Source organism: Pseudarthrobacter naphthalenicus, from assembly GCF_029076445.1.
Classification (GTDB): domain Bacteria; phylum Actinomycetota; class Actinomycetes; order Actinomycetales; family Micrococcaceae; genus Arthrobacter; species Arthrobacter naphthalenicus.
The window spans coordinates 25870-52039 of sequence record NZ_JARESG010000024.1 but is presented as its reverse complement, the minus strand read 5'-3'; the positions used below and the strand labels follow the sequence as shown (position 1 = coordinate 52039).

Annotated in this window: 23 protein-coding genes; 13 read left to right on the top strand and 10 right to left on the bottom strand. The window is 66.1% G+C overall.

Going from position 1 to position 26170, the window contains the following annotated elements:
• The first annotated feature begins 195 nt into the window (after window positions 1–195).
• From PY310_RS18475 to PY310_RS18460, 4 genes are all read left to right on the top strand, one after another.
• Entirely contained in the window at window positions 196–1305 is a 1110-nt protein-coding gene (locus tag PY310_RS18475; protein WP_275215950.1) for a GTP pyrophosphokinase, read from the top strand.
• A 178-nt stretch (window positions 1306–1483) separates the two neighbouring features.
• Window positions 1484–2803 carry a glycosyltransferase family 87 protein gene (locus PY310_RS18470; protein ID WP_275215951.1) on the top strand — a complete coding sequence of 440 codons (1320 nt, stop codon included), beginning with the start codon at window positions 1484–1486 and terminating at the stop codon, window positions 2801–2803.
• A 61-nt stretch (window positions 2804–2864) separates the two neighbouring features.
• On the top strand, window positions 2865–4091 hold the full coding sequence (locus tag PY310_RS18465) for a glycosyltransferase 87 family protein (RefSeq protein ID WP_275215948.1): 1227 nt from the start codon (window positions 2865–2867) through the stop codon (window positions 4089–4091).
• A 329-nt stretch (window positions 4092–4420) separates the two neighbouring features.
• Window positions 4421–4633 carry a hypothetical protein gene (locus PY310_RS18460; protein WP_275215947.1) on the top strand — a complete coding sequence of 71 codons (213 nt, stop codon included), beginning with the start codon at window positions 4421–4423 and terminating at the stop codon, window positions 4631–4633.
• A 3-nt stretch (window positions 4634–4636) separates the two neighbouring features.
• Here the strand turns inward: PY310_RS18460 and PY310_RS18455 are convergent, their stop codons facing one another.
• Together PY310_RS18455 and mptB are read right to left on the bottom strand one after the other, a co-directional pair.
• The gene (locus tag PY310_RS18455; protein WP_275215944.1) at window positions 4637–5242 is read right to left on the bottom strand and encodes a TetR/AcrR family transcriptional regulator; all 606 of its coding nucleotides are present in this window, start codon (window positions 5240–5242) and stop codon (window positions 4637–4639) included.
• A 98-nt stretch (window positions 5243–5340) separates the two neighbouring features.
• Window positions 5341–6957 (bottom strand): polyprenol phosphomannose-dependent alpha 1,6 mannosyltransferase MptB, encoded by a 1617-nt coding sequence (mptB, locus tag PY310_RS18450; protein WP_275215943.1) that lies wholly within the window; start codon window positions 6955–6957, stop codon window positions 5341–5343.
• Between the two features lie 213 nt (window positions 6958–7170).
• On the opposite strand from mptB, the gene PY310_RS18445 reads away from it, so the two are divergent.
• Window positions 7171–8697, top strand: coding sequence for a SulP family inorganic anion transporter (locus PY310_RS18445; RefSeq protein ID WP_275215941.1), 1527 nt, complete (start codon window positions 7171–7173; stop codon window positions 8695–8697).
• A gap of 24 nt (window positions 8698–8721) precedes the next feature.
• Here the strand turns inward: PY310_RS18445 and lhgO are convergent, their stop codons facing one another.
• On the bottom strand, window positions 8722–9924 hold the full coding sequence (gene lhgO, locus PY310_RS18440) for an L-2-hydroxyglutarate oxidase (RefSeq protein ID WP_275215939.1): 1203 nt from the start codon (window positions 9922–9924) through the stop codon (window positions 8722–8724).
• Window positions 9925–10006: 82 nt separating this feature from the next.
• Window positions 10007–11158 carry a GGDEF domain-containing protein gene (locus tag PY310_RS18435; RefSeq protein ID WP_275215937.1) on the bottom strand — a complete coding sequence of 384 codons (1152 nt, stop codon included), beginning with the start codon at window positions 11156–11158 and terminating at the stop codon, window positions 10007–10009.
• A 209-nt stretch (window positions 11159–11367) separates the two neighbouring features.
• Between PY310_RS18435 and PY310_RS18430 the strand changes: the two genes are divergently transcribed.
• Together PY310_RS18430 and PY310_RS18425 are read left to right on the top strand one after the other, a co-directional pair.
• Window positions 11368–11943, top strand: coding sequence for an NADPH-dependent FMN reductase (locus PY310_RS18430; RefSeq protein ID WP_275215936.1), 576 nt, complete (start codon window positions 11368–11370; stop codon window positions 11941–11943).
• Window positions 11944–12072: 129 nt separating this feature from the next.
• Window positions 12073–12576, top strand: coding sequence for a MarR family winged helix-turn-helix transcriptional regulator (locus tag PY310_RS18425; RefSeq protein WP_275215935.1), 504 nt, complete (start codon window positions 12073–12075; stop codon window positions 12574–12576).
• Between the two features lie 15 nt (window positions 12577–12591).
• Here PY310_RS18425 and PY310_RS18420 read toward each other — a convergent pair whose 3' ends face one another.
• Both PY310_RS18420 and PY310_RS18415 read right to left on the bottom strand, forming a co-directional pair.
• Window positions 12592–13245 carry a response regulator gene (locus tag PY310_RS18420; RefSeq protein WP_275215934.1) on the bottom strand — a complete coding sequence of 218 codons (654 nt, stop codon included), beginning with the start codon at window positions 13243–13245 and terminating at the stop codon, window positions 12592–12594.
• A complete protein-coding gene (locus PY310_RS18415; protein WP_275215933.1) occupies window positions 13245–14555 on the bottom strand; it encodes a sensor histidine kinase in 1311 nt (436 codons plus the stop codon). The genes PY310_RS18420 and PY310_RS18415 overlap by 1 nt, the downstream gene beginning before the upstream one ends.
• A gap of 166 nt (window positions 14556–14721) precedes the next feature.
• On the opposite strand from PY310_RS18415, the gene PY310_RS18410 reads away from it, so the two are divergent.
• Together PY310_RS18410 and PY310_RS18405 are read left to right on the top strand one after the other, a co-directional pair.
• Window positions 14722–15921 carry an ABC transporter permease gene (locus PY310_RS18410; protein WP_275215932.1) on the top strand — a complete coding sequence of 400 codons (1200 nt, stop codon included), beginning with the start codon at window positions 14722–14724 and terminating at the stop codon, window positions 15919–15921.
• Between the two features lie 43 nt (window positions 15922–15964).
• Window positions 15965–16723, top strand: coding sequence for an ABC transporter ATP-binding protein (locus PY310_RS18405; protein ID WP_275215931.1), 759 nt, complete (start codon window positions 15965–15967; stop codon window positions 16721–16723).
• A gap of 40 nt (window positions 16724–16763) precedes the next feature.
• Here PY310_RS18405 and PY310_RS18400 read toward each other — a convergent pair whose 3' ends face one another.
• Both PY310_RS18400 and PY310_RS18395 read right to left on the bottom strand, forming a co-directional pair.
• Complete coding sequence (locus PY310_RS18400; RefSeq protein WP_275215930.1) at window positions 16764–17981, bottom strand: macrolide family glycosyltransferase; 1218 nt, start codon at window positions 17979–17981, stop codon at window positions 16764–16766.
• A 23-nt stretch (window positions 17982–18004) separates the two neighbouring features.
• Window positions 18005–18433: a hypothetical protein gene (locus tag PY310_RS18395; protein ID WP_275215929.1), complete on the bottom strand. Its 429-nt coding sequence runs from the start codon at window positions 18431–18433 to the stop codon at window positions 18005–18007.
• Between the two features lie 441 nt (window positions 18434–18874).
• Between PY310_RS18395 and PY310_RS18390 the strand changes: the two genes are divergently transcribed.
• From PY310_RS18390 to PY310_RS18380, 3 genes are all read left to right on the top strand, one after another.
• Window positions 18875–19246, top strand: coding sequence for a hypothetical protein (locus tag PY310_RS18390; protein ID WP_275215928.1), 372 nt, complete (start codon window positions 18875–18877; stop codon window positions 19244–19246).
• Window positions 19247–19292: 46 nt separating this feature from the next.
• The gene (locus PY310_RS18385) at window positions 19293–20012 is read left to right on the top strand and encodes an alpha/beta fold hydrolase (protein WP_275215927.1); all 720 of its coding nucleotides are present in this window, start codon (window positions 19293–19295) and stop codon (window positions 20010–20012) included.
• A gap of 307 nt (window positions 20013–20319) precedes the next feature.
• The gene (locus PY310_RS18380) at window positions 20320–21480 is read left to right on the top strand and encodes an acyl-CoA dehydrogenase family protein (protein WP_275215926.1); all 1161 of its coding nucleotides are present in this window, start codon (window positions 20320–20322) and stop codon (window positions 21478–21480) included.
• 70 nt (window positions 21481–21550) lie between these two features.
• Here the strand turns inward: PY310_RS18380 and ppsA are convergent, their stop codons facing one another.
• Window positions 21551–23962, bottom strand: a complete 2412-nt coding sequence (ppsA, locus tag PY310_RS18375) for a phosphoenolpyruvate synthase (RefSeq protein ID WP_275215925.1) — start codon at window positions 23960–23962, stop codon at window positions 21551–21553.
• Between the two features lie 153 nt (window positions 23963–24115).
• A complete protein-coding gene (locus PY310_RS18370; RefSeq protein ID WP_275215923.1) occupies window positions 24116–24934 on the bottom strand; it encodes a pyruvate, water dikinase regulatory protein in 819 nt (272 codons plus the stop codon).
• Between the two features lie 208 nt (window positions 24935–25142).
• On the opposite strand from PY310_RS18370, the gene PY310_RS18365 reads away from it, so the two are divergent.
• On the top strand, window positions 25143–26126 hold the full coding sequence (locus PY310_RS18365; RefSeq protein ID WP_275215921.1) for a trypsin-like serine peptidase: 984 nt from the start codon (window positions 25143–25145) through the stop codon (window positions 26124–26126).
• Window positions 26127–26170 lie beyond the last annotated feature (44 nt).

Below are 26170 nucleotides of genomic sequence, written 5' to 3'. Positions count from 1 at the left end.
GAACCCCGAACGATTCCACCAGCGCCCCATCACACCAGCCCCCGCCAGCCACGCCGGAATCAACCTTCCCGCAACAAAAACACCCACACAACAAACCCAATGACTCCACACAGCTTGACAATCTGCGTTCCCGCATTAAGTGAGAGAGGGTCCTGGTGGGAGGGGCGTGTCACACCGTCGCCGTAAGCTGGGGGTATGCCGAGTAACTGGGACAGCCTGGACGTCAGCCTCCGCGAATCCGTGCAGGAGAACGTGGAGATCTACGAACGTGTCCGGCCTGCCCTGAAGCTGGTCACCCATGACGTGCTGGTCATCCTGCGGGACATGTTGAAGGACAGCGAGGTCACGCCGCTGTTTGTCACCGGGCGCACCAAAACGGTGGAATCATTCCGCGAAAAAATCTCCCGGATCGAGGAACCGCTGGAACCCGGCGGCCCCGTAGTGCTGAAGTTCCCGGACCCGTTCCGCACCCTCAATGACATGGTGGGCGTCCGCATCATCACCAAGCTGCCCGCCGAGAACGCGGTGGCGGCCAACATCATCAAGCGCCAGCGCCAGGTGTTTGACTGCCGCGGGGACCGGGAGAAGGACATCGGCTCCATCGAGTCCGGCACCTACGGCTACTCCAGCCGCCACCTCATCCTGCGCACCATCCAGAACGAGGCCGTCAAGGAGTACCAGCAGGTCTTCAATCCGGATGTCCCGCCCAACGGCAGCTACTTCTTCGAGTGCCAGATCCGCACGGTCTTCGCGCACGCCTGGAGCGAGATCGAGCACGACATCCGCTTCAAAGCCGAGGACCCGCGCGCCTGGACGCCGCATTTCGACCGCCAGTTCACCGCCACCGCAGCCATGCTGGAGACCGTGGAGAGCGCCTTCGCCGACCTCCACGAGCGGTACGAGGAGGTCCGCAGCTACTGGGACATGGATGGCGAGGGGGCGGCGCCGCTGACCCCCAACCGCATCCGCGACGTCTGGCGGACGCTGCTGCCCCATGTGGACCGCAAAGTGGACGATGACTGGGGCTGGGCTGCGGAACTGATGGCGGCCCACGGCCTGAACCAGACGGTCCAGCTCGCCGGGCTGCTCAGCGCCCAGCGGATCACCGAGGTCCGCAAGGCCCTGGACCACCGCTACTCCCCCGGCCCGGACCGGCTGCTGGATGACCTCCTGCTCTGGCAGTACGGCACCAAACACATTGACCTCACGGCAGAAGCGCACGACGTCGTCCCGCACCCGCGGCGCGACAGCCTCCTGCGGCGGCTCAAACAGATTGAGCGCTACCGCCACGCCAAGGCCACGTAACCTTTTCAGGCCGTGAAAAGAAGCGCGTGCGGTGCTGCAGGATTACTGGGCAGCACGGGCAGTCAATTACCCTTGACTGGTAGGGGCGGCTGTTATAAGCGGACCCCCGATGCTTCCGGTTCCCGCCCCGCGGCACGATCCGGCACCCGTTCTGCCCCTCTCTGACAAGGATTCCGCCATTTCCACGGACGCATTCTTCGCCTCGCTCACCCGGGTCCGCAACGTCATCCTGCCCACGGCCGTGCGGTCCTGGCTGAACACTTCCCGGGGCCTGCTCACCGGCTTCATCCTGGTGCATCTCGGATTCCTGATCTTCGGCGCCATGCTGTCCCTCCGCGGCGAGGCATTCAGCGATACCTTCATCTACCGGGACTGGGCAGCGGCCGGCTTTAACGAAGCGAACCTCACCGGCGGCCCCAGCCCCTGGGTATACCCCATCCTGGCCTTGATCCCCATGGCCATCGCGGGGCTGGCCGGACCCGGGCCGTTCTTCTTCCTGTGGGTGCTGATGACCACGCTCCTCAACGGGTGGGGCCTGGCCAAACTCACCGACCGTGGCCGCAACCAGGACGCCATCCCCGCCGGCTGGTGGTGGCTGATCTTCACACTGCTGATGGGCTGGCTGGGCTTCGCCCGCGTGGACGGCCTCACCGCACCGATCGTGCTGGTGGCCCTGGCCTACGGCGTGGGCCGGCCGTTCATCGCTTCTGTCATCCTCGCTGCCGCGACCTGGGTGAAGGTCTGGCCAGCCGCAGTGATGCTTGCCCTCTTCGCCGTCGTGAAAAACCGCCTCGTGGTGGTGCTGGCCGGCGTCGCCACCTCCGCCGTGGTGGTGGCACTGGCAGCCGCGGTGGGCAGTGTGCCCAAGCTCCTGAACTTCCTGACCCAGCAGGGTGACCGCGGCATGCAGCTTGAGGCGACCTTCACCACCCCGTGGCTGTGGCTGTCCGTGCTCAACATCGGGGACTCCCGGATGTACATGAACACGGACATCAACTCCATGCAGGTGGACGGTCCCGGCACGGCCGTGATGTCCGTCCTGATGCAGCCGCTGCTGATCCTGGCGGCGCTGCTGGTGGCCGGCCTGACCTTCTGGGCCCTGCACAACGGCAAGCTCAACGGCAACCACGCCGACGCCGTGGACCGGACCGAACTGCTCCTCGCCGGGGCACTCACCCTGACCACCGCCTTTGTGGTCTTCAACAAGGTGGGGTCGCCCCAGTTCATGGTCTGGCTGGCCCCGGCCGTGGCAGTGGGGCTGGCGCACAGCTGGCGCGAGTGGCGGGTTCCCGCGGCCATGCTGATTGCCATCGCCGTGGCCACATTCTTCATCTACCCGCTGTTCTACGACGCCCTGAGCCACAACAACCCGCTGATGGCCGCCGTGCTGACCATCCGCAACGTCTTCCTGGTGGTCCTGTTCCTGTGGTCCGTCCGGCGGCTGTACTCGTTGGGCAAGAAGACTCCCGCGTCCGTTCCCGCGCTCAAGGAGTCCTGAGATTTCCACGAGGTTCTTCGACCGGCTGGTCAGCGTCCGCAGCACCGTCCTGCCCGCCCGCGTGGTGGACTGGTTCGCCCGTCCCTCCAGTGTCTGGTGGGGCTTCGCGGTCATCCACCTGTACTTCCTGGGCTGGATGGCATCGTTCTTCCTGAACGGCGATACCTTCAGCGACACCGAGCAGTACCGCCAGTGGGCCATGGACGGCTACAACCCGGACAGCCTGGACGGAAAGATCAGCCCCTGGGTATATCCCGTGTTGGCGCAGATCCCGATCTTCCTCGCGAACATCGCCGGGCCCGGCCTCTACCTGCTCTGCTGGTTCCTGATCATTACAGCCCTCAACGCCGTCGGTCTTGTGTACCTGACCCGCGGGCCGCGGAAAGTGCGCGGCATTGCCCCGGCTTGGTGGTGGCTGTTTTTTACAGTCTTTATGGGGTACCTCAGCTTCGCCCGGGTGGAGGGCATCACCGCCCCCATTGTGCTGATCGCCCTGCTCTATGCGGCTGAACGGCCCGTTGTGGCGGGCGTCCTGCTGAGCGTGGCCACCTGGATCAAAGTGTGGCCGGCAGCGGTCCTGGTGCCGATTGTGATTGCCAGCCGGCGGCGGATCCAGGTTCTGGCCTCCGGGGTCGCCGTGACCGCCGTGGTGGGCCTGGGCACCTACCTTTCCGGCGGGCTGCCGCACATCCTGGACTTCCTCACCAACCAGGGCGAGCGGGGCATGCAGCTGGAGGCCACCTTCTCCACGCCCTGGGTGTGGCTGAGCGTCTTCCACATTGCTGGCTCCAGGATGGCGGACAACACCGCCATCAACTCCACCGAGGTGTATGGTCCCGGCGCATCGGTGGCCGCGTTCCTGATGCAGCCGCTACTCATCGTCGCCGCGGTGGTGGCGGCCATCCTGCTGGTCCGGGCCCTGAAGCGCGGAGCGGAGCGGGAAGAGCTGTTCATGGAGGGCGCCCTGATGATGGTCACGGCGTTCATCGTTTTCAACAAGGTGGGTTCGCCGCAGTTCATCATCTGGCTGGCCCCGGTGATTGTGGCCGGTCTGACACATGACTGGGACCGATGGAAGGTCCCGGCCGCCCTGCTGATGGGGATCGCCATAACCACATTCGTGATTTACCCGCTGTTCTACACCCCGCTCATCCACGCCCACCCGGTCATGGCTGCCATCCTCACCACCCGCAACGTGCTCCTGGTGGTGCTGCTGTGGTGGTCCGTGAAGCGGACCGCGGAGCTAGGCCGGAAGCCGGCGTCCATTCCTGAGGCGCGGCCCGCCTAAGCGGGCCCTCAGAGCGGGCCGTCTGAGCGGGCTTTGAGCGGGCCGCCCCGGGCTGCTTCTTCATTGCGTGCCCGCAGGCGAGTACGCTGTGATACACCGTTATGAAGCGTGCGGCCACCATGTGAAGACCGGGTATGCACCTCCCCCGGGGCTCCGGAGTGATGCGTAACTGCTACTCAAACGCCACCGACATCGGGTTTTCCGCGGCTGCACGCCTTTCGAAGGCCAGCCTCCCGTAACGGGTGGGGCCTCCTACCTCTCCCGTACCGCTGCCAGCAGTGCAGCTGGCTTCACGGCACACGTCTTTTGAAAATTTAAGAGGAGCTCCCATGGATCCCGGGGCAGTTTTGGCATTGGTTACCGGGTACGTTGCCGCTGTATTTGGTGTTCTCCTGCTGTACTCGCCGCTGATTGTTCTGACGGTCGTTTTGTTGCTCAGTGCCGGTTTCCTGCGGCTGCTGGCGTGGCCGTTCGTTGCCCTGGTCCATAAACTCCGCCGAAAGCCGCAACCGCCGCAGGACGCGTCCTGGCTCCTGCACTGAATCTCACGCCTGCGGAGGTTTTGGCGGGCGGTGCTCAGCAATCAGCCCGGCGGCCATCCTCCGCGCCCGGCGGGCAGCCAGCTTGTCGCCCTCGGCAGCGGCAATGATGGAGCCCTTCATGAGGATGTGCCAGGAGAGTGCGAACGCCTCGGAGTCCGCCAGGCCTGCCTCATCGGCCAGGATCCGTACCTGGTGGCGGATTCTCGCCAGGTATTCGATGCTCGCCTTCCCCAGCGGGTGGGTGGCCCCCATTTCGAGCAGGACTTTCACGAACGAACATGCTTCGAAATCGTCGTCCTGGAACCATTCATCGTAAATGTCGAAGATGGCGAGTAGCTGCTCTTCGGGGTTCGCTGCCCTGCGCCGGGCTTCCGGGACAACAGACCCCATCATCCACAGCTCGTCGCGCCGCTTCAAAAAGGCCAGAACCAGGTCATCCTTCGACGGGAAATGCCGGTAGAACGTTGCCTTGGCGACGCCCGACGCCCGGATCAGCTCGTCAACCCCCACATCGCGGATCCCCCGGCGGGAGAACAAGCCGTAGGCAGCCACCACAATCCGGGTATGGACATCATCAGGTGCTTCAAGGTCATCGGCGAGTGTCCTCATGCCTGCGAAGTCTACCGCCGCCGTACAGGTTTCGTCCCTGTTGATGACGCCCGGGCCCGGGGGGGGTGGAGCCTCCCGGGAGCGCCCGGGACAAGGCCTTAACGCCTGGCGGCGCGCTGCTCCTGCACCCAGCCCCAGGACCGCCGGGCCCAGTCCAGCGGCTTGCCCTCCACCAGCAGCTTCCGGGTGTGGATGTCCAGGACCAGCAGGTAGAACGTGAACAGCAGCGCCGTCACAAAGGCCAGGGAGGACGCGTTGATGGGCAGTTCCACAAAGGACCAGACCGAGAGCTGGTCCTGCGCGCCGAACACCACGAAGAACGTCACGCCCACGTAGAGGCTGCGGATCTGCCAGTCGTTGCGGATGCCGGTGACGGCAAGGAACGGCAGGAACCAGAGGATGTACCAGGGCTGGATGATGGGTGAAAGCATCACGACGGCGGTGAACGCCAGGGCGAGCCGGCGCACCGCCCGGGAGTAATCACCGCGGAACATCAGCAGCAGGACCAGGCCAACCGCGGCCCACTTCATGCCGGTCCGCAGCAGGTCTGCAAACGTCCCGCCCGGCAGCCCCAGCCCGTTGGCGAGGAACTCGACCTGCTGGCCGAGGAACCCGGAGGGCGAATAACCGGTGTACCCCGGAGTGGGGTCCATGATCGCCCAAACCCAGCCCAGGCCAAGGTTGTACGGAATCCCGCTGAGGGCCAGCACACCAAAGCTGATTCCCGCCGTCGCGCCCCAGATCAGGAACTTCCGGGTCCACGATGCGGCTGGCCCGGCCCACATAACCCCGATGAACGGGAGCAGCAGGACGGTGATCGGCTTGATCCCGATGGACGCCGTGACCAGAAGTATGCCTGTGAGGTAATGTTTCGTCGCGGCGAAGTAGACACCGGCGACGGCGAGCCCCACCATCACGGCGTCGTTGTGGGCGCTGGCCACAAAGCTGATCAGGAACAGCGGGTTGGCCACGGCGATCCAGAGCGCCCGCGCGCCGTTGATGCCGTGCAGTTCCGCGAGTTTGGGCACGTAGATGATGCACAGGACCACGCCCGCCCCGGCGAGCAGCCGGAACAAAAATACGGAAACGTCAGGCTGCGCTCCGGTCAGCCCCACCACACCACGGGCGAGCCACAGGAAGTAAGGCCCGTAGGGTGTCCGGTTCTCGGCCCAGGCGGGGTCCGCGCCCAGGGAAAACCAGTTACTGAGGGTGGAGATGCCCACTTGGTACGGGTTTTGGCCCTCCATGACCAGCCGCCCCTGGCCGGTGTAGGCGTAGACGTCGCGCGAGAAAATCGGTACGGCAAGCAGAAGCGGGGAGGACCACGCGGAAATGGCGATCACCACCGACCGCAGGGAGTGCTCGCCCCAGTCCCCCAGCCGCTGGCCGAGCCGCAGCCAGGAGCGCATCAGGAGCATGGCCCCCACGGTGAGAAGGACTGTGGACAGGGTGACGCCCCAGCCTTCGGTCCGCAGGGCGATGACCACGGGCTGGCGGATCATGGGTGAGCCGTTGGCGATCCAGCCTGTGCCGATGGACCCCACGAACATCATCAGGGCACCAAAGAACCCCTGCCAGATGGCAATGTAGGCCCGGCGCTTGGCTGGGGGCGTGGCGGGCGCAGCGGATTTCGGGAGCGCTTCCCCGGCCGGCGCGTTTTTGGCCTGGCCTGGGAAAGTCTCTGAAGTGCTGAGGTGCGAACCGCCTGCCGTCATGTCCTCTGTGGTCCCCTACTTACGTTACGGCGCTGGCCGGACCAGCTATAGGCCGGTCTACAACCCCGCCATTTTAGCAGTTGGGATGCGGCGTGCCCCAGACTGGTAAGGGCGGGCGCGCTCCTCCCAATCTCAACGAAGCGGCGCGCGCCTCACCGTTCCCCGAAGGCAGAAGCCGCCTGTGTGCGCTTCACCAGCACGATTGGACCCGCAATGGCCGTACAGAGCGTCCCGGACGCCCGGACCAGCACCCCGCAGCAGCTCCAATCGGTCCGCGCAACATTACGTTCGCCGCGGCGGCTCAAGACCGAGGCCCTCGCCGGGCTGGTGGTGGCACTGGCCCTGATTCCGGAAGCCATCGCGTTCTCGGTGATTGCCGGCGTGGACCCGCGGATCGGTCTGTTTGCGTCCTTCGTCATGGCTGTCACCATCTCGTTTGTTGGTGGCCGGCCGGCCATGATTTCCGCCGCCACCGGTGCGGTGGCCCTGGTGATCGCCCCGCTGATGCGCAGCCATGGCCTGGACCACCTCATCGCGGCCGTGATCCTGGCGGGCGTGTTCCAGATCCTGCTGGCGGTGCTGGGGGTCACCCGGCTGATGCGCTTCATTCCGCGCTCGGTCATGGTCGGCTTCGTGAACGCGCTGGCCCTCCTGGTATTCATGGCCCAGCTCCCCGAGCTGATCGGCGTCCCGTGGATGGTGTATCCGCTTGTGGCGGTGGGATTGGTCATTGTGGTGGGATTGCCCAGAATGACGACGGCGGTGCCCTCACCTTTGGTGGCCATCGTGGCGCTCACCCTGTTTGCCGTCCTCGCCGGGGTGGACGTACCCACCGTCCATGACAAGGGCCAGCTGCCGGAGAGCCTGCCGTCGCTGTTCATTCCCAACGTTCCCCTGACGTGGGAGACGTTCCAGGTGATTGCGCCGTTCTCGCTCTCGATGGCCCTCGTGGGGCTGCTGGAATCGCTGATGACCGCCAAGCTGGTGGACGACATCACGGACACCCGTTCGAACAAGACCCGTGAGTCGTGGGGCCAGGGCGTGGCCAACATTGTGACGGGCTTCTTCGGGGGCATGGGCGGTTGTGCCGTGATCGGCCAGACCATGATCAACGTCAAGGGCTCGGGCGCGCGGAGCCGGGTGTCCACGTTCCTGGCCGGCGTCTTCCTGCTGGTCCTGGTGGTGACGCTGGGCGATGTGGTGGGCCTGATCCCCATGGCCGCTTTGGTGGCTGTGATGATTTTCGTTTCGGCCATCACGTTCGACTGGCACTCGATCGCGCCGCGGACGCTGGGCCGGATGCCCAGGTCCGAGACCGCCGTCATGCTGATCACCGTCGCGGTGGTGTCCGTGACGCACAACCTGGCCATCGGCGTCGGGGCCGGCGTGCTCGCGGCCATGGCCCTCTTCGCCCGGCGGGTGGCGCACTTCGCCACGGTGGAGCGGACCGTCGTCGAACTTAACGGCGAAAACGTGGCCACCTACACGGTGGACGGCGAACTGTTCTTTGCCTCCTCGAACGATCTCTATACCCAGTTCGAGTACGCGCTCGACGCCGGGCCGGACATCAGCCGGGTGATCGTGGACCTGCATGCCTCCCACCTGTGGGACGCGTCCACCATCGCGGTGCTGGATGCCGTCACGGAGAAATACCGCCGGCACGGCCGGGAGGTGGAACTGATCGGCCTGAACGAAGCGAGCGTCCGGATGCGGGAACGGCTGGCAGGGAAGCTGAACTGAGTTGGCCTGCTGACAATAAGCGGCTCAGGCACGCACCTGCACGTAGTTCTCCACCAGGTGATCGGCGATGGCCATGCAGGACGTGGCCGCCGGCGAGGGGGCGTTCCGCAGCAGCGTCACCGGCCCCACCTGCTCCACGGCAAAGTCGTCCAGCAGCGCGCCGTCCCGGCCCCACGCCTGCGCCCGCACGCCGGATGCAGTTTTGGCCGTGAGGTCCGACATTTCCAGCTCGGGGATAAAGCGGCGGGCCTTGTGGAAGTAGATGGCCTTGACCAGCGAGGCACTGATCTCCTCCACACCCATCCGCCAGTGCTTCTTGGCCAGGGCGCCGGCTCCGGGCCACCGCAACGATTCCCAGGTGTCCTTCGCTGAGACCGACGACCAGCCGTAGCCTTCACGCGCCAGCGCGGGAACAGCGTTGGGCCCCACATGGACGTCGTCGTAGACGCCCCGGGTGAAGTGCACGCCCAGGAAGGGGAAACGCGGGTCCGGGACAGGGTAGATCATCCCGTTCACCAGGCTGTTCCGCTCCGGGTTCAGGGACCAGTATTCGCCGCGGAAGGGCAGGATTTTCGGTGCCGGATCGGCACCCAGCAGGCGCGCCACGACGTCGGACTGCAACCCGGCGCAGACAATGAGCCGGTCGAAGACGTGCTCGGAGACCGCCGTCCGGACCCGCACTTTGGCGCCGACCACCGCGATTCCCACGACCTCCTGCCCGAGCAGGACGGTGCCGCCGGCCGCCCTCACGTCCTGCGCCATCGCTTCGGTAATGGCCGCGAAATCGACGACGGCGGTGTGCGGCGAGTGCACCGCCGCCACGCCTGCCGCGTGTGGTTCGATCTCGCGCAGCCGGCCGGCATCGTTGATGCCGCTGAGGTCCGGCACCCCGTTGGCCCTGGCCCGCTTCTCGATCCCGGCCAACGCCGGCAGCTCCGATTCGTCCACCGCCACCACCAGCTTGCCCACCTCCCGGTAGGGCAGGTTCTTCTCCAGGCAGTAGTCCCGGAGCGATGCGCGCCCGGAAACGCAAAGCCGGGCCTTCAGTGATCCCGCGGCGTAGTACAGGCCTGCATGGACAACTCCGGAGTTGTGGCCGGTCTGATGCGCGGCGAGGCGCGTCTCCTTCTCGAAAACGGTGATGTCCCCAAGGTGGCGCTCCAGGAGCGAGCGCGCCACGGCGATGCCCACAATGCCCCCGCCGATAATTCCGATGCGTTCGTCCACGTCAGTGTGTCCTTACCCTCGCGGTCCGTATCATCGCGGTCCGTATCCTCGCGCCTGACCCGAGTATAAGAGCCAGACCGCCTCAAATGCGGCGGTCGCTGTGGACTGTTTGATTCCGGCCCTGTGACTTGGCCGTGTACAGCGCCTCATCCGCCGCTGCGATGAGGTCCTCTACATCGGAGGTCCCGGCGTCGTACAGGGCAACGCCGTAGCTGACGGTGGGCATTTCGAGCCCATCGGCGGTGGGGACCTGGGCGAGACGACGGCTGATTTCTTCCGCAATATGCTCGGCCCGGAGGGCGGAGCCGCCCGGAATCAGGAGGACAAATTCCTCCCCGCCGTAGCGTCCCACCAGGTCCGTGGACCTGACGGTCTCCTGGCAGGCCCCGGCGAAAGCCTTCAGGGCGAGGTCGCCGGCGGCATGACCGTGGGTATCGTTGACCGCCTTGAAATGGTCCAGGTCCGCGAGGATCAGGGCACCGGTCCCCTGGGTGACCGCGCGGTCCTTCAGCAGCCCGGCCGCCAGGTCAAGGAAGGCTTTGCGGTTGAGCAGCCCCGTGAGGTCATCGCGGGACGCCACCATGCGCAGGGCCCGGGTCTGCTGCTCGGTGCTCAGCCCGGCCATGCTGAAGGACACCACCACCAGCAGCACCATGGTGCCCATGGTGGTCACCGCAGATCCGAAGTAGGTGGTGAAAATCGGCCCGTCCTGGCCGTCAACAAGGAAGAAGACCAAGCGGCCAAAATAGAAAACCGCCAACACCCCGGCCGCGCCGGCCATGGGAACGCGGACCCGGGAATACCCCGGTTCCAGCCGCCAGAGCTCCTGGGATGCCAGCCCCATCGTGAGGCACATTGAGGCGAGGAAGACGGCGCCCCCCGCCCAGACATTGGTACCGGGATGGTCGACGGCGGTGGCCACCAGGGTGGCCACCGGAACCCCCGTGAAGAGCCACCGCTTCGGTGGCAGCTCCCGCAGTGAGCGCGCACCGGCCCAGACCGCAACACCCCCGTGGACCAGCAGGACATTGCCCAGGATGTTGGCCCACCACTGATGGCCGGTGCCGTTAAGCAGGAAGGCGGCCGCGCCTACAAGGAAAAACACCAGGGCGAGGCACCACCAGCCGCTGTAGGCGGAGCGCGTGGCGCGGTAGGACGAAAAGTAAAAAAGCAGCCCCAACACCAGGGCCATCACGCCGAACGCGATCCTGAGTGTTGTCGTATCTAGGACCATTCCGAAGCTCCCCCAAACATCCGTCGTGATGCAACTCTCAGTATGGCACCGCCGTCGGACATTCCTGCCTGCCCGGCGACCTTCGGCCAGCGGCCTAGTGACCGGGACCACCCGAAACACTATTTACAAAAATAGTTTTCTAGAATATTGTTGAATCTTGAAGCGTTGCGGATGTTCTTCCGCTCAGTGATCCACCAGAGGAGTAGTTCATGACTAAGATCGCCATTGTCACCGGCAGCACCCGTCCCGGCCGCAACAACGTCGGCGTAGCCGAGTGGGTTCTCGCGCAGGCACAGCAGCGCACCGACGCTGAGTTCGAGATCGTCGACATCGCCGACTACAACCTGCCGCTGCTGGACGAGGCCTACCCGGCCGCCTACCAGAACTACCAGAACGCCCACACCCTTGCCTGGGCTGCCAAGATCGCCGAGTTCGACGGCTACGTTTTCATCACCCCCGAGTACAACCACTCCGTGGCCCCGGCCCTGGCCAACGCCCTGTCCTACCTGAACGCCGAGTTCTCCAACAAGGCAGCCGGCATTGTGTCCTACGGCTCGGCCTTCGGTGTCCGCGCCGTTGAGCACCTGCGCGGCATCCTGTCCGAGCTGCAGATCGCCCACGTGCAGAAGACCGGCATGTTCTCCCTCTTCACCGACTTCGAGAACTTCTCCGTCTTCAAGCCCACCGAACTGCAGGCACAGACCCTGGCTCCGGTCCTGGACCAGCTCGTGCCGTGGACCAAGGCCCTCGAAGCCGTGCGCGCCGAAGCATCCGTCGCCGCATAACGTACGCAAACCCCGAGCGCCGGTGCTTTCGGCGGGCCCACCGCCCGCCGAAAAGCACCGGCTTTCGTTCTTAAACCGGGAGGCCCTGGCGGCCGTCCCGCCCCAAAATCTCACCAGAAAGACAAGTACGTGGAGCGTATTATGGGCGTGGAAAGGGATTCCATGCCGGCCACGCAGAAGCACACCCCGACCACCGGGGACCTTGATGTGATTTCGCAGTGGGGGCTGGTCATTGAGGGCTTCCAGAACACCAACAAGAAGGTGCACGCGGAAGTCTCGTCCGCCTTCTGCCTGGAACCGGCAGAAGCCGAGACGCTCCTGCGGCTGGTCCGCACTCCCGGCGCCCGGATGCCCATGGCGAAACTGGCCAGGGAAGTGGAGTTCAGCAACGGCGGCTTCACCAAGATCGCCGACCGGCTGGCGAAGCGGTCCCTGGTCCAGCGCAGCCCCTGCGCGGAGGACCGCCGGGTTGTCTACCTCGAACTGACCGTCGAGGGCACCGAAACCGCCAACGCTCTGGCCTGTTTCGTCGCCGGACTGGTCCATGCCAACTTCGTGGCCATCCTGGGGGCCGAACGGGCGCAACTGGTGGCCGAAGCCATGGCCGAACTCCGGGAAGCAAACAACAGCTGATCCCGCGGACGAGCGTTACTGCCCCGGCGCGCGGATGATCCGGCGCTGCGTGGCCAGGGCAATGGCCGAGGTGCGGTTGTCGACGCCGAGCTTGCCGAAGATGTGCACCAGATGGGTTTTAACAGTGGCTTCGGAAATGAAGAGCTGGCGTGCGATGGCCCTGTTGGTCAGGCCCGTGGCGAGCAGTTCCAGCAACTGGACCTCCCGGGGCGTCAGCGCCGTTTCCGGGCTGCTGATCCGCGACATCAGCAACGCCGCCACCTTCGGAGCCAACGCTGTCTGCCCGGCCGCCGCGGCCAGCACCGCCTGGCGGATCTGCTCGGGCGGGGCGTCCTTGAGCATGTAGCCGCTGGCGCCCGCCTCCACCGCGGCCAGGATGTCCGCCTCGGTGTCGTAGGTGGTAAGGATCAGGACCGGCGGCGGGGAATCCAGCTTCCGGATGGCGCTCGTGGCGGCGACGCCGTCCATTCCGGCGCCCATCTGCAGGTCCATCAGCACCACATCCACGCGCTCCCCCAAGACCCGGAGCCTGGCGAGTTCACGCAGCGCGGCGTCCCCGTCCGCCGCCTCGGCGGCCACAGTGAAGTCCTCGAATTCCGTAAGCATGGCGCGCAGACCCGCCCGGACCACGGGGTGGTCGTCCACGAGCAGAAGGTGGAGGGCGCCCATCAGCTGTGCTCCCCCGCCGGGCCGGGCGAGCCGGTCAGCGGCAGCCGTACGGCAACCACCGTTCCCTCCCCCGGCGCCGATTCGACCTCCAGCGAACCGCCCAGTTCCGCCACCCGGGCGCCCAACGAGTGCAGGCCAAAGCCGCTGCCGTCCGCACGGCCAGCCACCCCGGGACCCGCAGCGGCGGGCGTGAAGCCCGTTCCGTCGTCGTACACGTCCAGGGTGACTTCGTCGCCGAGGAACGCCAGGGTGACGACGGCGGTATGCGCCTTCGCGTGCAGCCGCACGTTCGCGAGGCTGGCCTGGGCCGCCCGGAGCAGCGTGACGCTGTACTGCGGCGGCAGTTCCGCGGCGTTCCCCACCAGCTCGAACCGGCAGCGCAGCCCCTCGCCGCGGGCGGCCGCCAGCGTTTCGGTTTCGCCGCACAACCTTTTGAGGGTTTCCGGCAGGGACGAGTCCTGGAGCCGGGGCGCCGAGAGTCCGCGGACAAAGCTGCGGGCCTCGGCGAGGTTCTCGGCGGCCGTCTGCCCGACCAGCGCGAACCGTTCGGCAGCCGTGGCAAAATCGCCGCCGGCCAGCGACTTCTCCGCGGCGCGGGCCACCAGGACGATGCTGGAGAGGCCCTGCGCGAGGGTGTCGTGGATTTCCCGGGCCAGGCGTTCACGCTCGGCCGCGACCCCTGCCTCATGCTGGGTCCTGGCCAGCTCGGCGCGGGTGCGCCGCAGTTCCTCGGCGGCCAGCCGCTGTGCCTCCCCCTCAAGGTACAGCGCACGGTAGGCGAGGCCGGTGACGACGGCAAACCCGGCGCCCAGGACCGGCCCCAAAACCATGGGAAGTGTGGGCTGCGGCAGTCCGCTGGCCGTCCACTGCGAAGCCACCACCGCCGCCGTCATAACGGCGATCGTGACCAGCGCGATGCGGCGGGGCAGCACATGCAGGTGCAGGAAGAACAGCGGGAAGGCCAGCCAGGAGAATTCGGCACTTCCGGCGAGGAGGATCCCCCACAGGCCCGTGACCAGGCCCAGCCACAGGAGAGCGTACGGGTGGGGATTGAACGCCGACCGGCCGGCGTCGTACCGCTTTTCCAGCAGCGTGCCGGCCAGGTAGGTCCAGGCCAGGGCCACGGCGAGCGCCGACCAAACATAGCGCCACGCACCCGCGGGGCTTCCGGCGTCGGCCGGTCCCGCCGCAAGATGCAGCCGCAGGATGGCGACGAGCAACAGCACGGCAAACCCGACATGCAGGGTCACCCGCAGGAACCGCAGGACGGCGGCCCCCGACGGGGTGGTCTGTGGGTCCGCGGCAGGCATTTCCCCAGCTTAGGCGCCGGAGACGGTGGGCGGATCAATCAAAAGGTTGACCGGCCGCTCAACCCTTTGTCCCCCGGTGATCAACCACCTGCCCGATGTGGGCTGAGCCGGCGGGCGGGAGAGTGGATTGAGAAGGAAATCCACTCTCAATCGAAGGAAGTACAACGTGTTTCTCGCTATTCGTGACATCCGCTTCGCCAAGGGCCGGTTCGCCCTGATGGGCGGCGTGGTGGCCCTGGTGACGCTGCTGCTGGTGCTCTTGTCCGGCCTCACCGCCGGTCTCGGGGACCAGTCCACCTCCGCGATCGGAAAGCTGGGGTCCGGGAGCGCGGCCGGTGGCGCTCCCGGCGGAGGGTCCCGGCCGGTGGACAGCATCGCCTTCGGCGCCCCGGGCAGTAACGAGCCCACGGCGTCCTTCACCGAGAGCGAGGTGACCGCCGCGCAGGTGGACAGCTGGCACCACGCGCCCGGCGTGGCCCGGGCCGAGGCCCTGGGCATCAGCCAGTCGCGGATCCAGGCCGGCGACGGCGGCACCACCAACGTGGCGGTGTTCGGCGTTGCGCCGGACGGGCAGCTGGCGCCCGCCCCGGTGCGGACCGGGACACTTGTGATCGGCTCCACCGTTGCGGCGGACCTGTCTCTCGACGTCGGCGACACCGCCACGGTAGGCGGCACCGGACTGACTGTCACCGCCGTTGTGGATGACCAGTGGTATTCGCACACCGGAGTGGTGTGGACGGCGCTGCCCACCTGGGCTGAGGTGGCACACATCTCGCCGGTCCGCGGCAGCGCTCCGGGTGCCGCGGCTGCGGACGGCAGTGCCGCGGCTGCGGGGGGCAGTGCCCCGGCGAATCCGCCCGTGGCCACCGTCGTGGCGGTCACGTACAAGTCCGGGGCGGTGGTGGACGAGGCAGCTGCCAATGCGATGGCTGGCACCGTCACCGCCAGCCGCACCGGTTCGTTCCAGGCGCTCGGTTCGTTCAAGAGCGAGAACGGGTCCCTGATGCTGATGCAGGCGTTCCTGTACGGCATTTCCGCGCTGGTGATCGTGGCATTCCTGACCGTGTGGACAGTCCAGCGGACCCGGGACATCGCCGTGCTCAAGGCCATGGGGGCGTCCGGCGGATACGTGCTGCGGGACGCCATCACCCAGGCTGCCATCGTCCTGCTGGCCGGGGCGGGGCTCGGCGGGGCGGTGGGCATACTCGGCGGATTCGCAGCCGCCCAGGCCGCCCCGTTCCTCGTCACTCCCGCCACCACGCTGCTGCCCGTGCTGGGCATCGTGGTGCTCGGACTGGCCGGCGCCGCACTCGCGGTGCGGCGGGTCACCACGGTGGACCCGCTGATCGCCCTCGGCGGCAACTGAAATACCCCCGCTCCTTCCCGCTCCTCCCGAAAGGTTCTTCGCTATGTCACTCCCCTCACCGTCAATTACCCCCGTCTCCGGCTCGGCTGACCGCACTGCCCGCCCGCTGGCCCTGGACAACGTCACCCTCGAATACCCGGACGGAGGCGGCACCGTCAAGGCCTTGGACGGCGTCAGCCTGAGTGTGGGGGCCGGGCAGATGGTCTCCCTGGTGGGGCCGTCCGGCTCGGGCAAGTCCAGTCTCCTGGCGGTGGCGGCCACACTGGTCCGCCCCACCAGCGGGAACGTGGTGATCGACGGGGTTTCGACCACAGACCGCCGGGATGCCGAACTCACCGCGCTGCGCCGGGAGAAAGTGGGCATCATCTTCCAGCAGCCCAACCTCCTGCCCTCCCTCACCGCCGTCGAGCAGTTGATGATCGGCCACCACCTGCGCGGGATGCCGCTGAAGGCCGCACGGTCGCGGGCGCGTGAGCTGCTCGGCCTCGTGGGACTGGACGGGTCCGCGGAGAAACGGCCGCACCAGCTTTCGGGCGGCCAGAAGCAGCGGGTGAACATCGCGCGGGCGCTGATGGGCGGCCCGAAGGTGCTGCTGGTGGATGAGCCGACGGCGGCGCTGGACCATGAGCGCAGCGCGTCGATCGTGGGGCTGCTCCGCCAGGTCACGGACGAGTTCCAGGTGGCCACCGTGATGGTCACGCACGACACGGAGTTCGTCCCGCTGACCGACGCCGTGGCGGTCATGCGCGACGGCGGGCTGACGGCGCCGGTGCGGCCGGACGTCCACCACTCGGGCGTTTAGTTGGAGTTCCGGTTCCGGGTCCGGTTCCAGTGGCGGGGTTTCACCGTTCAGCCATAAATGCTTCGATGGCATCAACCGCTGCTTTGGCGCCCCCGGCTGACCGGATGCGCTGGCCCATGGCCGCCAGGTTGCGCCGGATTTCCTGGTCGCCGCCCACCTCGGCAACGACAGTGCGGATCACGTGGGGTGAGAGCGCTGCCGCAGGGAGGCGGCGTCCAAGTCCCAGTTCCTCCAGGCGGCGGGCATTGGCTTCCTGTTCGGGCTGCAGCGGAAAGGCCACAACCGGGACCTCGAAATACAGCGCCTCCATGGTGGAGTTCATCCCCGTGTGCGAGAGGAATACCTCCGTGTGGCGCAGGACATCGATTTGCGGGAAGTACGGACGCACCTCAACGTTGTCCGGCACCGGGCCCAACTCGGGCACCCCGATGCGGTCACCGATGACCATGGCCACCTGCCATGGCGTGCCGGCGAATGCTTGCACACACATCCGGAAGAAGTCCGGGCGGTCGTTCAAAGGGGTTGTTCCCAGCGAAATGAAGACCAGGGGCCCGGCCTCCACGCGCGGCTGCCACGGTTCCCCGGAGGGCCGCCGGGCGGGGGTCGGTCCCACAAAGTGGAAGCTGGCGCCGAAGGTTTCACCCGCGGGCTGGAATTCCCGGGGGATGAAGCAGATGTTCAACGCGGCCGGCGGCCCCTCCATGAAAGTGAAATTGCTCAGGCCCTGTTCGGCAGCGAAGTCACTGATGAGCCGGCGGGCGTGGTTCCACGCTTCGAGCATCTCCGCCGGTGGACGGGCCGGCATCAGTTCCCGCAGCGGGAAGTGTTCGTTGGTGGCATAGGTGGGCAGCAGGGCGATGTCCGGCAGCCCGAGCTTCAGGGCGGCCATCTTCCCCGCCACGGTCATGGCGTCATAGCACACCGCGTCCGGCGGGTCACTCGTCAACCGGGCCAGCAGGGCCGGGAACTCCACCCTGGCCCGCTCCAACAGCCGTTCCAGCAGGCCGGATCCGAGCCCCGCCAGCAGGCCCAGCCGGGGCGACCCTTCGGCGTCGGCCGATCGGTTGCGCCGGGGAAGCTTCGCGGCGAAGTCCTCGCCGCTCTCAAAGAAGGTGGCGCCGGCGGATTCAACAGCCTGTGCATACCCGGCGGCCGCTGCATACGTGACCCGGTGGCCACGGCGGACGAGCTCGGCCACCACCGGCAGAGTGGGATTTACATGCCCCGCGGCCGGCAGGCAAACAAAGGCAAAATGCATGCTCTCCCTCCGGACCGCGGTGCTTACTTAAGGGCCGCGATCGCCTTGGCCGGCCGTTTGCGGTCCAGGATAAGGGACGCAGCAATGCCGAGCATCCAGATGTCCTTGGCCAGCGCTGTGCCCTGCTGGCTGGGCCGGATGCCGTCTTCCAGGGTCATGCCCGGCGTCTTCAGGTACAGGGTGACCAGGCACCCGGAAAAGGTTCCCAGCCCGAGGCCGGCCAAACGGCTGGGCACAAAAGGCATCAGGAGCGCCGCACCCAGCGTCATTTCCGCATAGCTGAGCAACTTCCCGAACTTTGCAGGATCGAGCCTGCCCATGGGCGGGATCACGGTGGTGGCCATGCCCTGCAGCTGGGCGGCGGCGTCCTCGTCGAGGTGGCGTTTTCCCCACCCCGCATTGAAAATAAACGCACCGGTGGTCAGGCGGAGAGGAATATGGCTGAGTCGCATTGAACCGGTCCTTTCATGTTGTCAACGCAGTCCCGCGCCTCATGTGAACAATCCGCAGCTCAGGAAGCAACCTCGCCGGTGAGGGGTTTCCGGTGATGAAGCGGAAGGCGCTGTAGGAACGGACCTAAAGGTGCAGGAACCATACGGCCAAACCGCAAGCCGGAGTAGAGGCATAAGTCCCTACTTGGGGCGTGGTCGCGGGCGTGGAATTAATAAGTGCCCGGGGCAACCTTCCCCGGAGTAACGCGGGTCCTGAAGAACCGGATCCATTGCCCGCCCGGAAAACCGGCGAGGCAATCACCAGAAGAAATTCCACACACATCGTCCGACGCCTCTCCTCCACGCGTTCAGCGACTTCCCGGGGCCTCCACTCATGGGATGCCGGGCAGTCTGTGAATTCAGGACGGGGAAGCCGGGGACTTCTGCAAAGGATATATGCACATGAATAAAGCACTTCGCGTCATCGCCTCGGCGACCGCGACTGCTGCTATCGGGCTGGGAGGCAGCGCCCTTCCTGCGAGCGCAGCCGTAAGCTCCTCCACCACTTCCTGGAACCAGGCTTCGTACCAGAACAGGCACAACATCCGGGACCACACCAGGCACGACACCCAGCACGGCTGGTTTGACCAAGAGGACCGCTGGCACGAGTGGGGCGACGGATCGGGTTGGCGGGACGACAACGGCAATTGGCGGGCCGACGACGACCACAACGGGTCGTGGACGGGCCATGACGGTTGCCGGCATGACCGGTACGGATGGTGGGATCACAACGGGCACCGGCACGAGTACAAGGTGCACCACCGCACCTGGTGACTCAAACGGTCTCCTCTATGCCGGCACCCCGGAGTAGGGTTCCGTCATGGACATCATCCTGGTACCCGGATTCTGGTTGGACGCGTCATCGTGGGAGGAGGTGACGCCTCCGCTGGAGGCTGCAGGGCACACTACGCATCCGCTGACACTGCCCGGCCTTGAATCCGTGGACGCGCGGCGCGCCGGCATCACCCTGAAAGACCACATCGCCGCCGTCGTGGACGTCGTGGACGGTCTCGAGGGCAAGGTGGTCCTGGTGGGGCACTCCGGCGGCGGCGCGGTGATCCACGGGGTGGCGGACGCCCGGCCTGACCGCGTTGCCCGGAACATTTATGTGGATAGCGGGCCGCTTGGTGAGGGCGGCGTCATCAACAATGAACTGCCCGCCACGGGGGACGACGTGCCGCTGCCGCCATGGGACGGCTTTGAGGATGCTGACCTGGTGGACCTCACGGATGACCTGCGCCGGCAGTTCCGGGCGCGGGCCGTCCCTGAGCCCAAGGGCGTGGCTTACGGCAAGCAGCGCCTGCATGACGTTCGGCGCTACGACGTACCGGCGACTGTGATCACATGCCAGTTTCCGTCGTCGCTCCTCACTGAGTGGATCGACGCCGGCCACCCGTTCACCGCGGAGCTGGCCCGCATCCGCGACGTCGAGTATGTGGACCTTCCCACCGGTCACTGGCCGCAGTTCACCAAGCCTGCTGAGCTGGGGCAGGCGATACTGGCGGCGGTGGAACGGACGGCGGCGGCGACGCGCGGCTGAACGGCCTGGAGCTTAAGTTCCGGCTCGGACGCCGCAGGCAGAAACCCCCGCCAATGGCTATGCCTGACGGGGGTTTTGGGGTGCCCTCCCGGCGGGTATTGGGGGAAACCGGGCCGGGACAGCACCTTGGAAAAGGTTATCCCCGCGGGATAACGCGACTCCGCGTTTTGGTCCGATACGGAAGAATCCTTTACGTTTTCTTAACGTGCGCCCTCCGCTGCACGGCGTAAGAATGGCCTACAGGAATACGTCCCCCTGCTGCTGCCACCGGCGTAGTGACCCACCAGCACCATGAAAGGCCCCACCCATGTCTGATGTCAGCGACCTCATTGACTTTGATTCCCTGCTCACGGCGGACGAGGTGGCGCTGCGGGATTCCGTGCGGGCCTTTGTGGACAGTGAAATCAAGCCGAACATCGCCGGCTGGTATGAGAAAGCCGTTTTCCCGCTGGAGATCGTGCCCGAACTGGCCAGGCTGGGCGTACTCGGCATGCACCTGAAAGGCTACGGCTGCGCCGGCCGGTCCGCCGTCGATTACGGCCTTGCCGGTGCGGAACTCGAAGCCGGCGACTCCGGGCTGCGGACGTTCGTCTCGGTCCAGGGTTCCCTGGCCATGAGCGCGATCCACAAGCACGGCTCCGAAGAACAGAAGCAGGAGTGGCTGCCGGCCATGGCCGCAGGCGAGGCCATCGGCTGCTTCGGCCTGACCGAACCCAGCGCCGGCTCGGACCCGGGCAGCATGACCACCTACGCCCGCCGCGACGGCAGCGACTGGGTCCTCAACGGCACCAAGCGCTGGATCGGTTTGGCCTCCGTCGCCCAGGTCGCCGTGATTTGGGCCCAGACCGACGAGGGTGTCCGCGGGTTTGTGGTCCCCACCTCCACCGCCGGCTTCACCGCGACGCCGATCGAACCGAAGCTGTCCATGCGCGCTTCCATCCAGTGCGACATTGAACTGACCGACGTGCGCCTGCCCGGATCCGCGGTGCTGCCCAACGTCGTCGGGCTTAAGGGCCCGTTCTCCTGCCTCAACGAAGCACGCTACGGCATTATCTGGGGTGCGATGGGCGCCGCGCGTGACGCGTTCGAGGCAGCCCTGGACTATTCCAAGGGGCGCATGCAGTTCGACAAACCGCTGGCCGGATACCAGCTGACCCAGCAGAAGCTGGTGGACATGGCACTGGAAATCAACAAGGGCTTCCTGCTTGCGCTGCACCTGGGCCGGCTCAAGGACGCCGGCCGCCTCCAGATCGAGGCGATCTCGGTGGGCAAACTCAACAACTGCCGCGAGGCCATCAAAATCTGCCGCGAGGCCCACACCATCCTCGGCGGCAACGGCATCACCCTGGACTACTCACCCCTGCGCCACGCCAATAACCTCGAATCCGTGCGCACCTACGAGGGCACCGACGAAGTCCACACCCTCATTCTGGGCAACAAGCTGACCGGCGTGCCCGCGTTCCGCTGATCAGCTCGGAGGTGAAAAAAGGGCGTGGCCGGCGGTATCCGCCGGCCACGCCCTTTTCAGTGACGTTAGGTCAGTTCGCTGCCGCGCCGGCACCAACCCCGGCGCCAACACCTCCGCCGGCCAGACGCAGCCAGGTGTCCACCACGGTGTCCGGGTTCAGGGAGACAGAATCGATGCCTTCCCCAACGAGCCATTCGGCGAAGTCGGCGTGGTCGCTGGGGCCCTGGCCGCAGATGCCCACGTATTTGCCGCGCTCCTTGCAGGCCTTGATGGCCATGCTCAGGAGCTTCTTGACGGCCGGGTCGCGCTCGTCGAAACCGGCGGCGACCGTGGCCGAATCCCGGTCCAGGCCGAGGGACAGCTGGGTCATGTCGTTGGAGCCGATGGAGAAGCCGTCGAAGTAGTCCAGGAACTCATCGGCGAGCAGCGCGTTGGACGGGATCTCGCACATCATGATGACTTCGAGGCCGTTCTCGCCGCGCCTGAGGCCGTTCTCCGCCAACAGGTCAATGACACCGCGGGCCTCGTCCAGGGTGCGGACGAACGGGATCATCAGCTTGACGTTGGTCAGGCCCATCTCGTTGCGGACAAAGGACAGTGCTTCGCATTCGAGGTCGAAGCAGTCGCGGAAGGACGGGTCCAGGTAGCGTGACGCGCCGCGGAAGCCAAGCATCGGGTTCTCTTCGTGCGGCTCGTAAGCGGGCCCGCCGATGAGGTTGGCGTACTCGTTGGACTTGAAGTCGGACATGCGCACAATCACCGGATTCGGCGCGAAGGCCGCGGCGATGGTAGCCACACCCTCGGCCAGGCGCTTGATGTAGTACTCGCGCGGGTTGGCGTACGCGGCGATCCGTTCGCGGATTTCCGCGGCCACCTCCGCCGGCTGGTCCTCCAGGTTCAGAAGCGCCTTGGGGTGGATGCCGATCTGGCGGTTGATGATGAATTCCAGCCGCGCCAGGCCCACGCCATGGTTGGGCAGCTGCGCAAAAGTGAACGCCTGCTCCGGGGTGCCGACGTTCATCATGACCTTGACCGGGGCTTCGGGCAGCTGGGTGACCGCGGTTTCCTCGACCGTGAAGTCCAGGAGCCCTTCGTAGATCAGGCCAGCCTCACCATCGGCGCAGGTGACCGTCACGTCCATGCCGTCGGAGAGCGCCTGGGTGGCGTCCCCGGTGCCGACGACGGCGGGAATCCCCAGCTCGCGGGCGATGATGGCCGCGTGGCACGTGCGTCCGCCGCGGTTGGTGACGATGGCGGAAGCGCGCTTCATGATCGGTTCCCAGTCAGGATCGGTCATATCAGCAACCAGGACGTCGCCGGTCTTGAACGCGGCCATCTGGTCGATCGAGGTCAGGATACGGACGCTGCCGGCGCCGATACGCTGGCCGATGGCGCGGCCTTCGGCAAGCACCCGGCTGGTGCCGTTGAGGCGGAAGCGGCTCAGGCTGCCCGCGGCACGGCGGGACTGCACGGTCTCCGGGCGGGCCTGCAGGATGTACAGCCCGCCGTCGATCCCGTCCTTGCCCCACTCGATGTCCATGGGACGGCCGTAATGGTTTTCAATGGCGACGGCATGGCGCGCGAGCTGCTCGACGTCGTCGTCCGTCAGGCTGAAACGGTTCCGGAGCGAAGCCTCGACCGGGACGAAGTCGATGGTCCGGCCGATCTCCTGGCTGTTCGTGTAGGTCATCTGGAGGGCCTTCTCGCCCAGTCCCCGCTTGAGGATGGCGGGACGGCCGGCCTGCAGTGCGGGCTTGTACACGTAGAACTCGTCGGGGTTCACGGCACCCTGGACCACGGCCTCGCCGAGGCCGTAGGAGGAGGTGACGAACACGGCGTCCTGGAACCCGGATTCGGTGTCCATAGTGAACATGACGCCGGAAGCCCCGACGTCGGAGCGCACCATGCGCTGGACGCCCGCCGAGAGCGCAACATCGGCGTGCTCGAACTTGTGGTGCACACGGTAGGCGATGGCCCGGTCGTTATAGAGGGAGGCGAAGACATCCTTGATGGCGAGCAGGATGTTGTCGATGCCGCGGACGTTCAGGAAGGTCTCCTGCTGCCCCGCGAAGGAGGCGTCCGGCAGGTCTTCCGCGGTCGCACTCGAGCGGACCGCCCAGGACAGGTCCTCGGACCCGCCGTGCTTCTCCACCAACTGCTGGTAGGAGTCGCGGATCTGCGCTTCAAAGTCCGGCAGGAAGGGCGTCTCACGCATCATGGTCCGGATTTCCTGGCCGGCCGCGGCGAGGGCCGTCACGTCATCGGTGTCCAGGCCCAGCATGCGGTCCGCGATGCGCTGGTCCAGGCCGGAGTCTGCGAGGAAGCTGCGGTAGGCGTCGGCGGTGGTCGCGAAGCCGTCCGGGACCTGGACGCCGGCGGACGTGAGGTTCTGCACCATCTCGCCGAGGGAGGCGTTCTTGCCGCCCACCTTGTCCAGGTCTTTGAGGCCGAGTTCTGAGAACCACAGGATGTCTGTAGTCATGGTTGCTGCTCCTTTGCAGATGATGGCATGCGGTGGTGCCGCCCCGGTCGCGGGCTGTAGCCGTTCGGTGGGCGCGAATCCTGTCTACAGTGACAGGTCCGGGGCCCTGTTTCCAACATGATGTCTGCCACACTCAGTTTGTGAAAATTTTCCCTAATGCTTGAGGTTCATGCGCTGCAGGATGGTGGCGGCCATTTCCTCGACCGACACCGACGCTGAGTTCAGGTACGGAATCCGGTGCGAGACGTACAACTGCTCGGCACTGCGCAGCTCAAAGCCGCACTGCCGCAGCGACGCGTAGGATGACCCGCGCCGCCGTTCCGTCCGGATCTGACTTAGCCGCAGCGGGTTGGAGGACAGCCCGAAACACTTCTCAACAAAAGGCCGCAGCGGCTTGGGCAGCCCTTCCCGCTGGAAGTCCTCGTCCACCAGGGGGAAGTTCGCTGCGAAGATGCCGTGCTGCAGCGCCAGGTACATCGTGGTGGGGGTTTTTCCGCAGCGTGACGGCGCCACCAGGATGACCTGCGCCTTCTCCAGCGCCCGCAGGCTCTGCCCGTCATCGTGCTCCATGGCGTACTCGACGGCGGCCATCCGCGACTGGTACCGCTCGGCGTTCCCCAGGCCGTGGGCCCGCCCGGGCACGGCGCTGGCCGGAGAGCCGAGGGCCTGCTCCAGCTGCCCCACATGGGTTCCGATGAGATCAACGACGATCCCCTGGCAGGTGGCGAGAGTCTGGCGGATATCGCCGCTGACGGCCGTCGAGAAAACGATGGGCCGCGGGCCGGTGGCGGCTAGGCGGTCAATTGTGCCCACCACGGACCTGGCCTGGTCCACGGTGGTGATGAAAGGGACGGTGATGCGGTCAAAGTTGTTCGCCGGAAACTGGGTCAGCAGCGTATTGCCGAGGGTTTCGGCGGTGATGCCGGTACTGTCCGAAAGGAAGTAGACAGGCCGAAGAGCGTCAGTGGTCATAAACGCATTCTGCCACCGCGCGCCCGGATATGTACTCCGCGGCAGCGGGGAGCACCTTGGCAGTTGGCGGGGCCGCCAGCCAATTACGTTCCCCGTTTATTGATTAACAGAATTTAGATAGTTATTTACAGTTTTGTCATACCGGGATAGGTTCATCCCCAGCGAACCCACACCAAGGTCCGCCTCACCGAACCTATCGAGGACAGCTATGACATCAACCAGGACTCTGGCCACAAGCCTCATCAGCCTTACAACAGCAGCACTGTTCGCCCTTTGCTCGGCAGGGCAAGCCACAGCGGCACCTGCACCGACAGCGGACAAGGACGCTGCCGGCGTGAGCAGCGCAGCCGTCACCGATTCCACCGGAGCCGACTACTGGACGCCCGAACGCATGCGCGCGGCGATACCGGGCGACGTCCTGGCGAAGAAGGCCATGGACCGGCAGAAGGCCCGGAAGGCAGAACTGCCGGCGCAGGCAAAGGGGGCCGAGAGCAAGATCGACGGCTCCGCCCCGCAGCTCCAGCAGAAGGCCAACGCCAGCGAAAATCCCGTGTCCCACATCGGCAAGGTCTTCTTCACCCTGGGCGGAACCAACTACGTCTGTTCGGCCAACTCGGTGGCATCCACCAACCGGAACACCGTCTCCACCGCCGGCCACTGCGTTAATGAAGGCCCCGGAGCCTTCGCCACAAAGTTCACGTTTGTCCCCGCCTACCTCAACGGTTCGGCACCCTACGGGAAATGGACTGCCAAGGCGCTTTATGCCCCCACCCAGTGGAGCTCGTCAGGCAGCATGCAGTATGACACCGGTTTTGCCGTGATGAGCCAGCTCAACGGCCGCAACCTTGCCGACGTCGTGGGGGCCTCCGGCGTCAGCTTTAACGCCGCCCGCGGCCTCGCTTACAAAGCATTCGGATACCCGGCCGCCTCGCCGTTCAACGGTGAGTCTCTGAAGAGCTGTTCCGGCACGGCCACCAACGATCCGTACAACCCGCAGTTCAACACCCAGGGCATTCCCTGCAACATGACCGGCGGCTCCTCCGGCGGTCCGTGGTTCATCGGCACCGGCTCCGGCGGCTACCAGAACTCGATCAACAGCTACGGCTACGGCAGCAAGTCCACCACGATGTACGGCCCGTACTGGGGTTCAGTGATCCAGCAGGCCTACAACACGGCGTCTTCCGCCCCGTAAACAGCGAACGACGGCGGTCGCTTGGCGGCCGCCGTCGTTTTCGC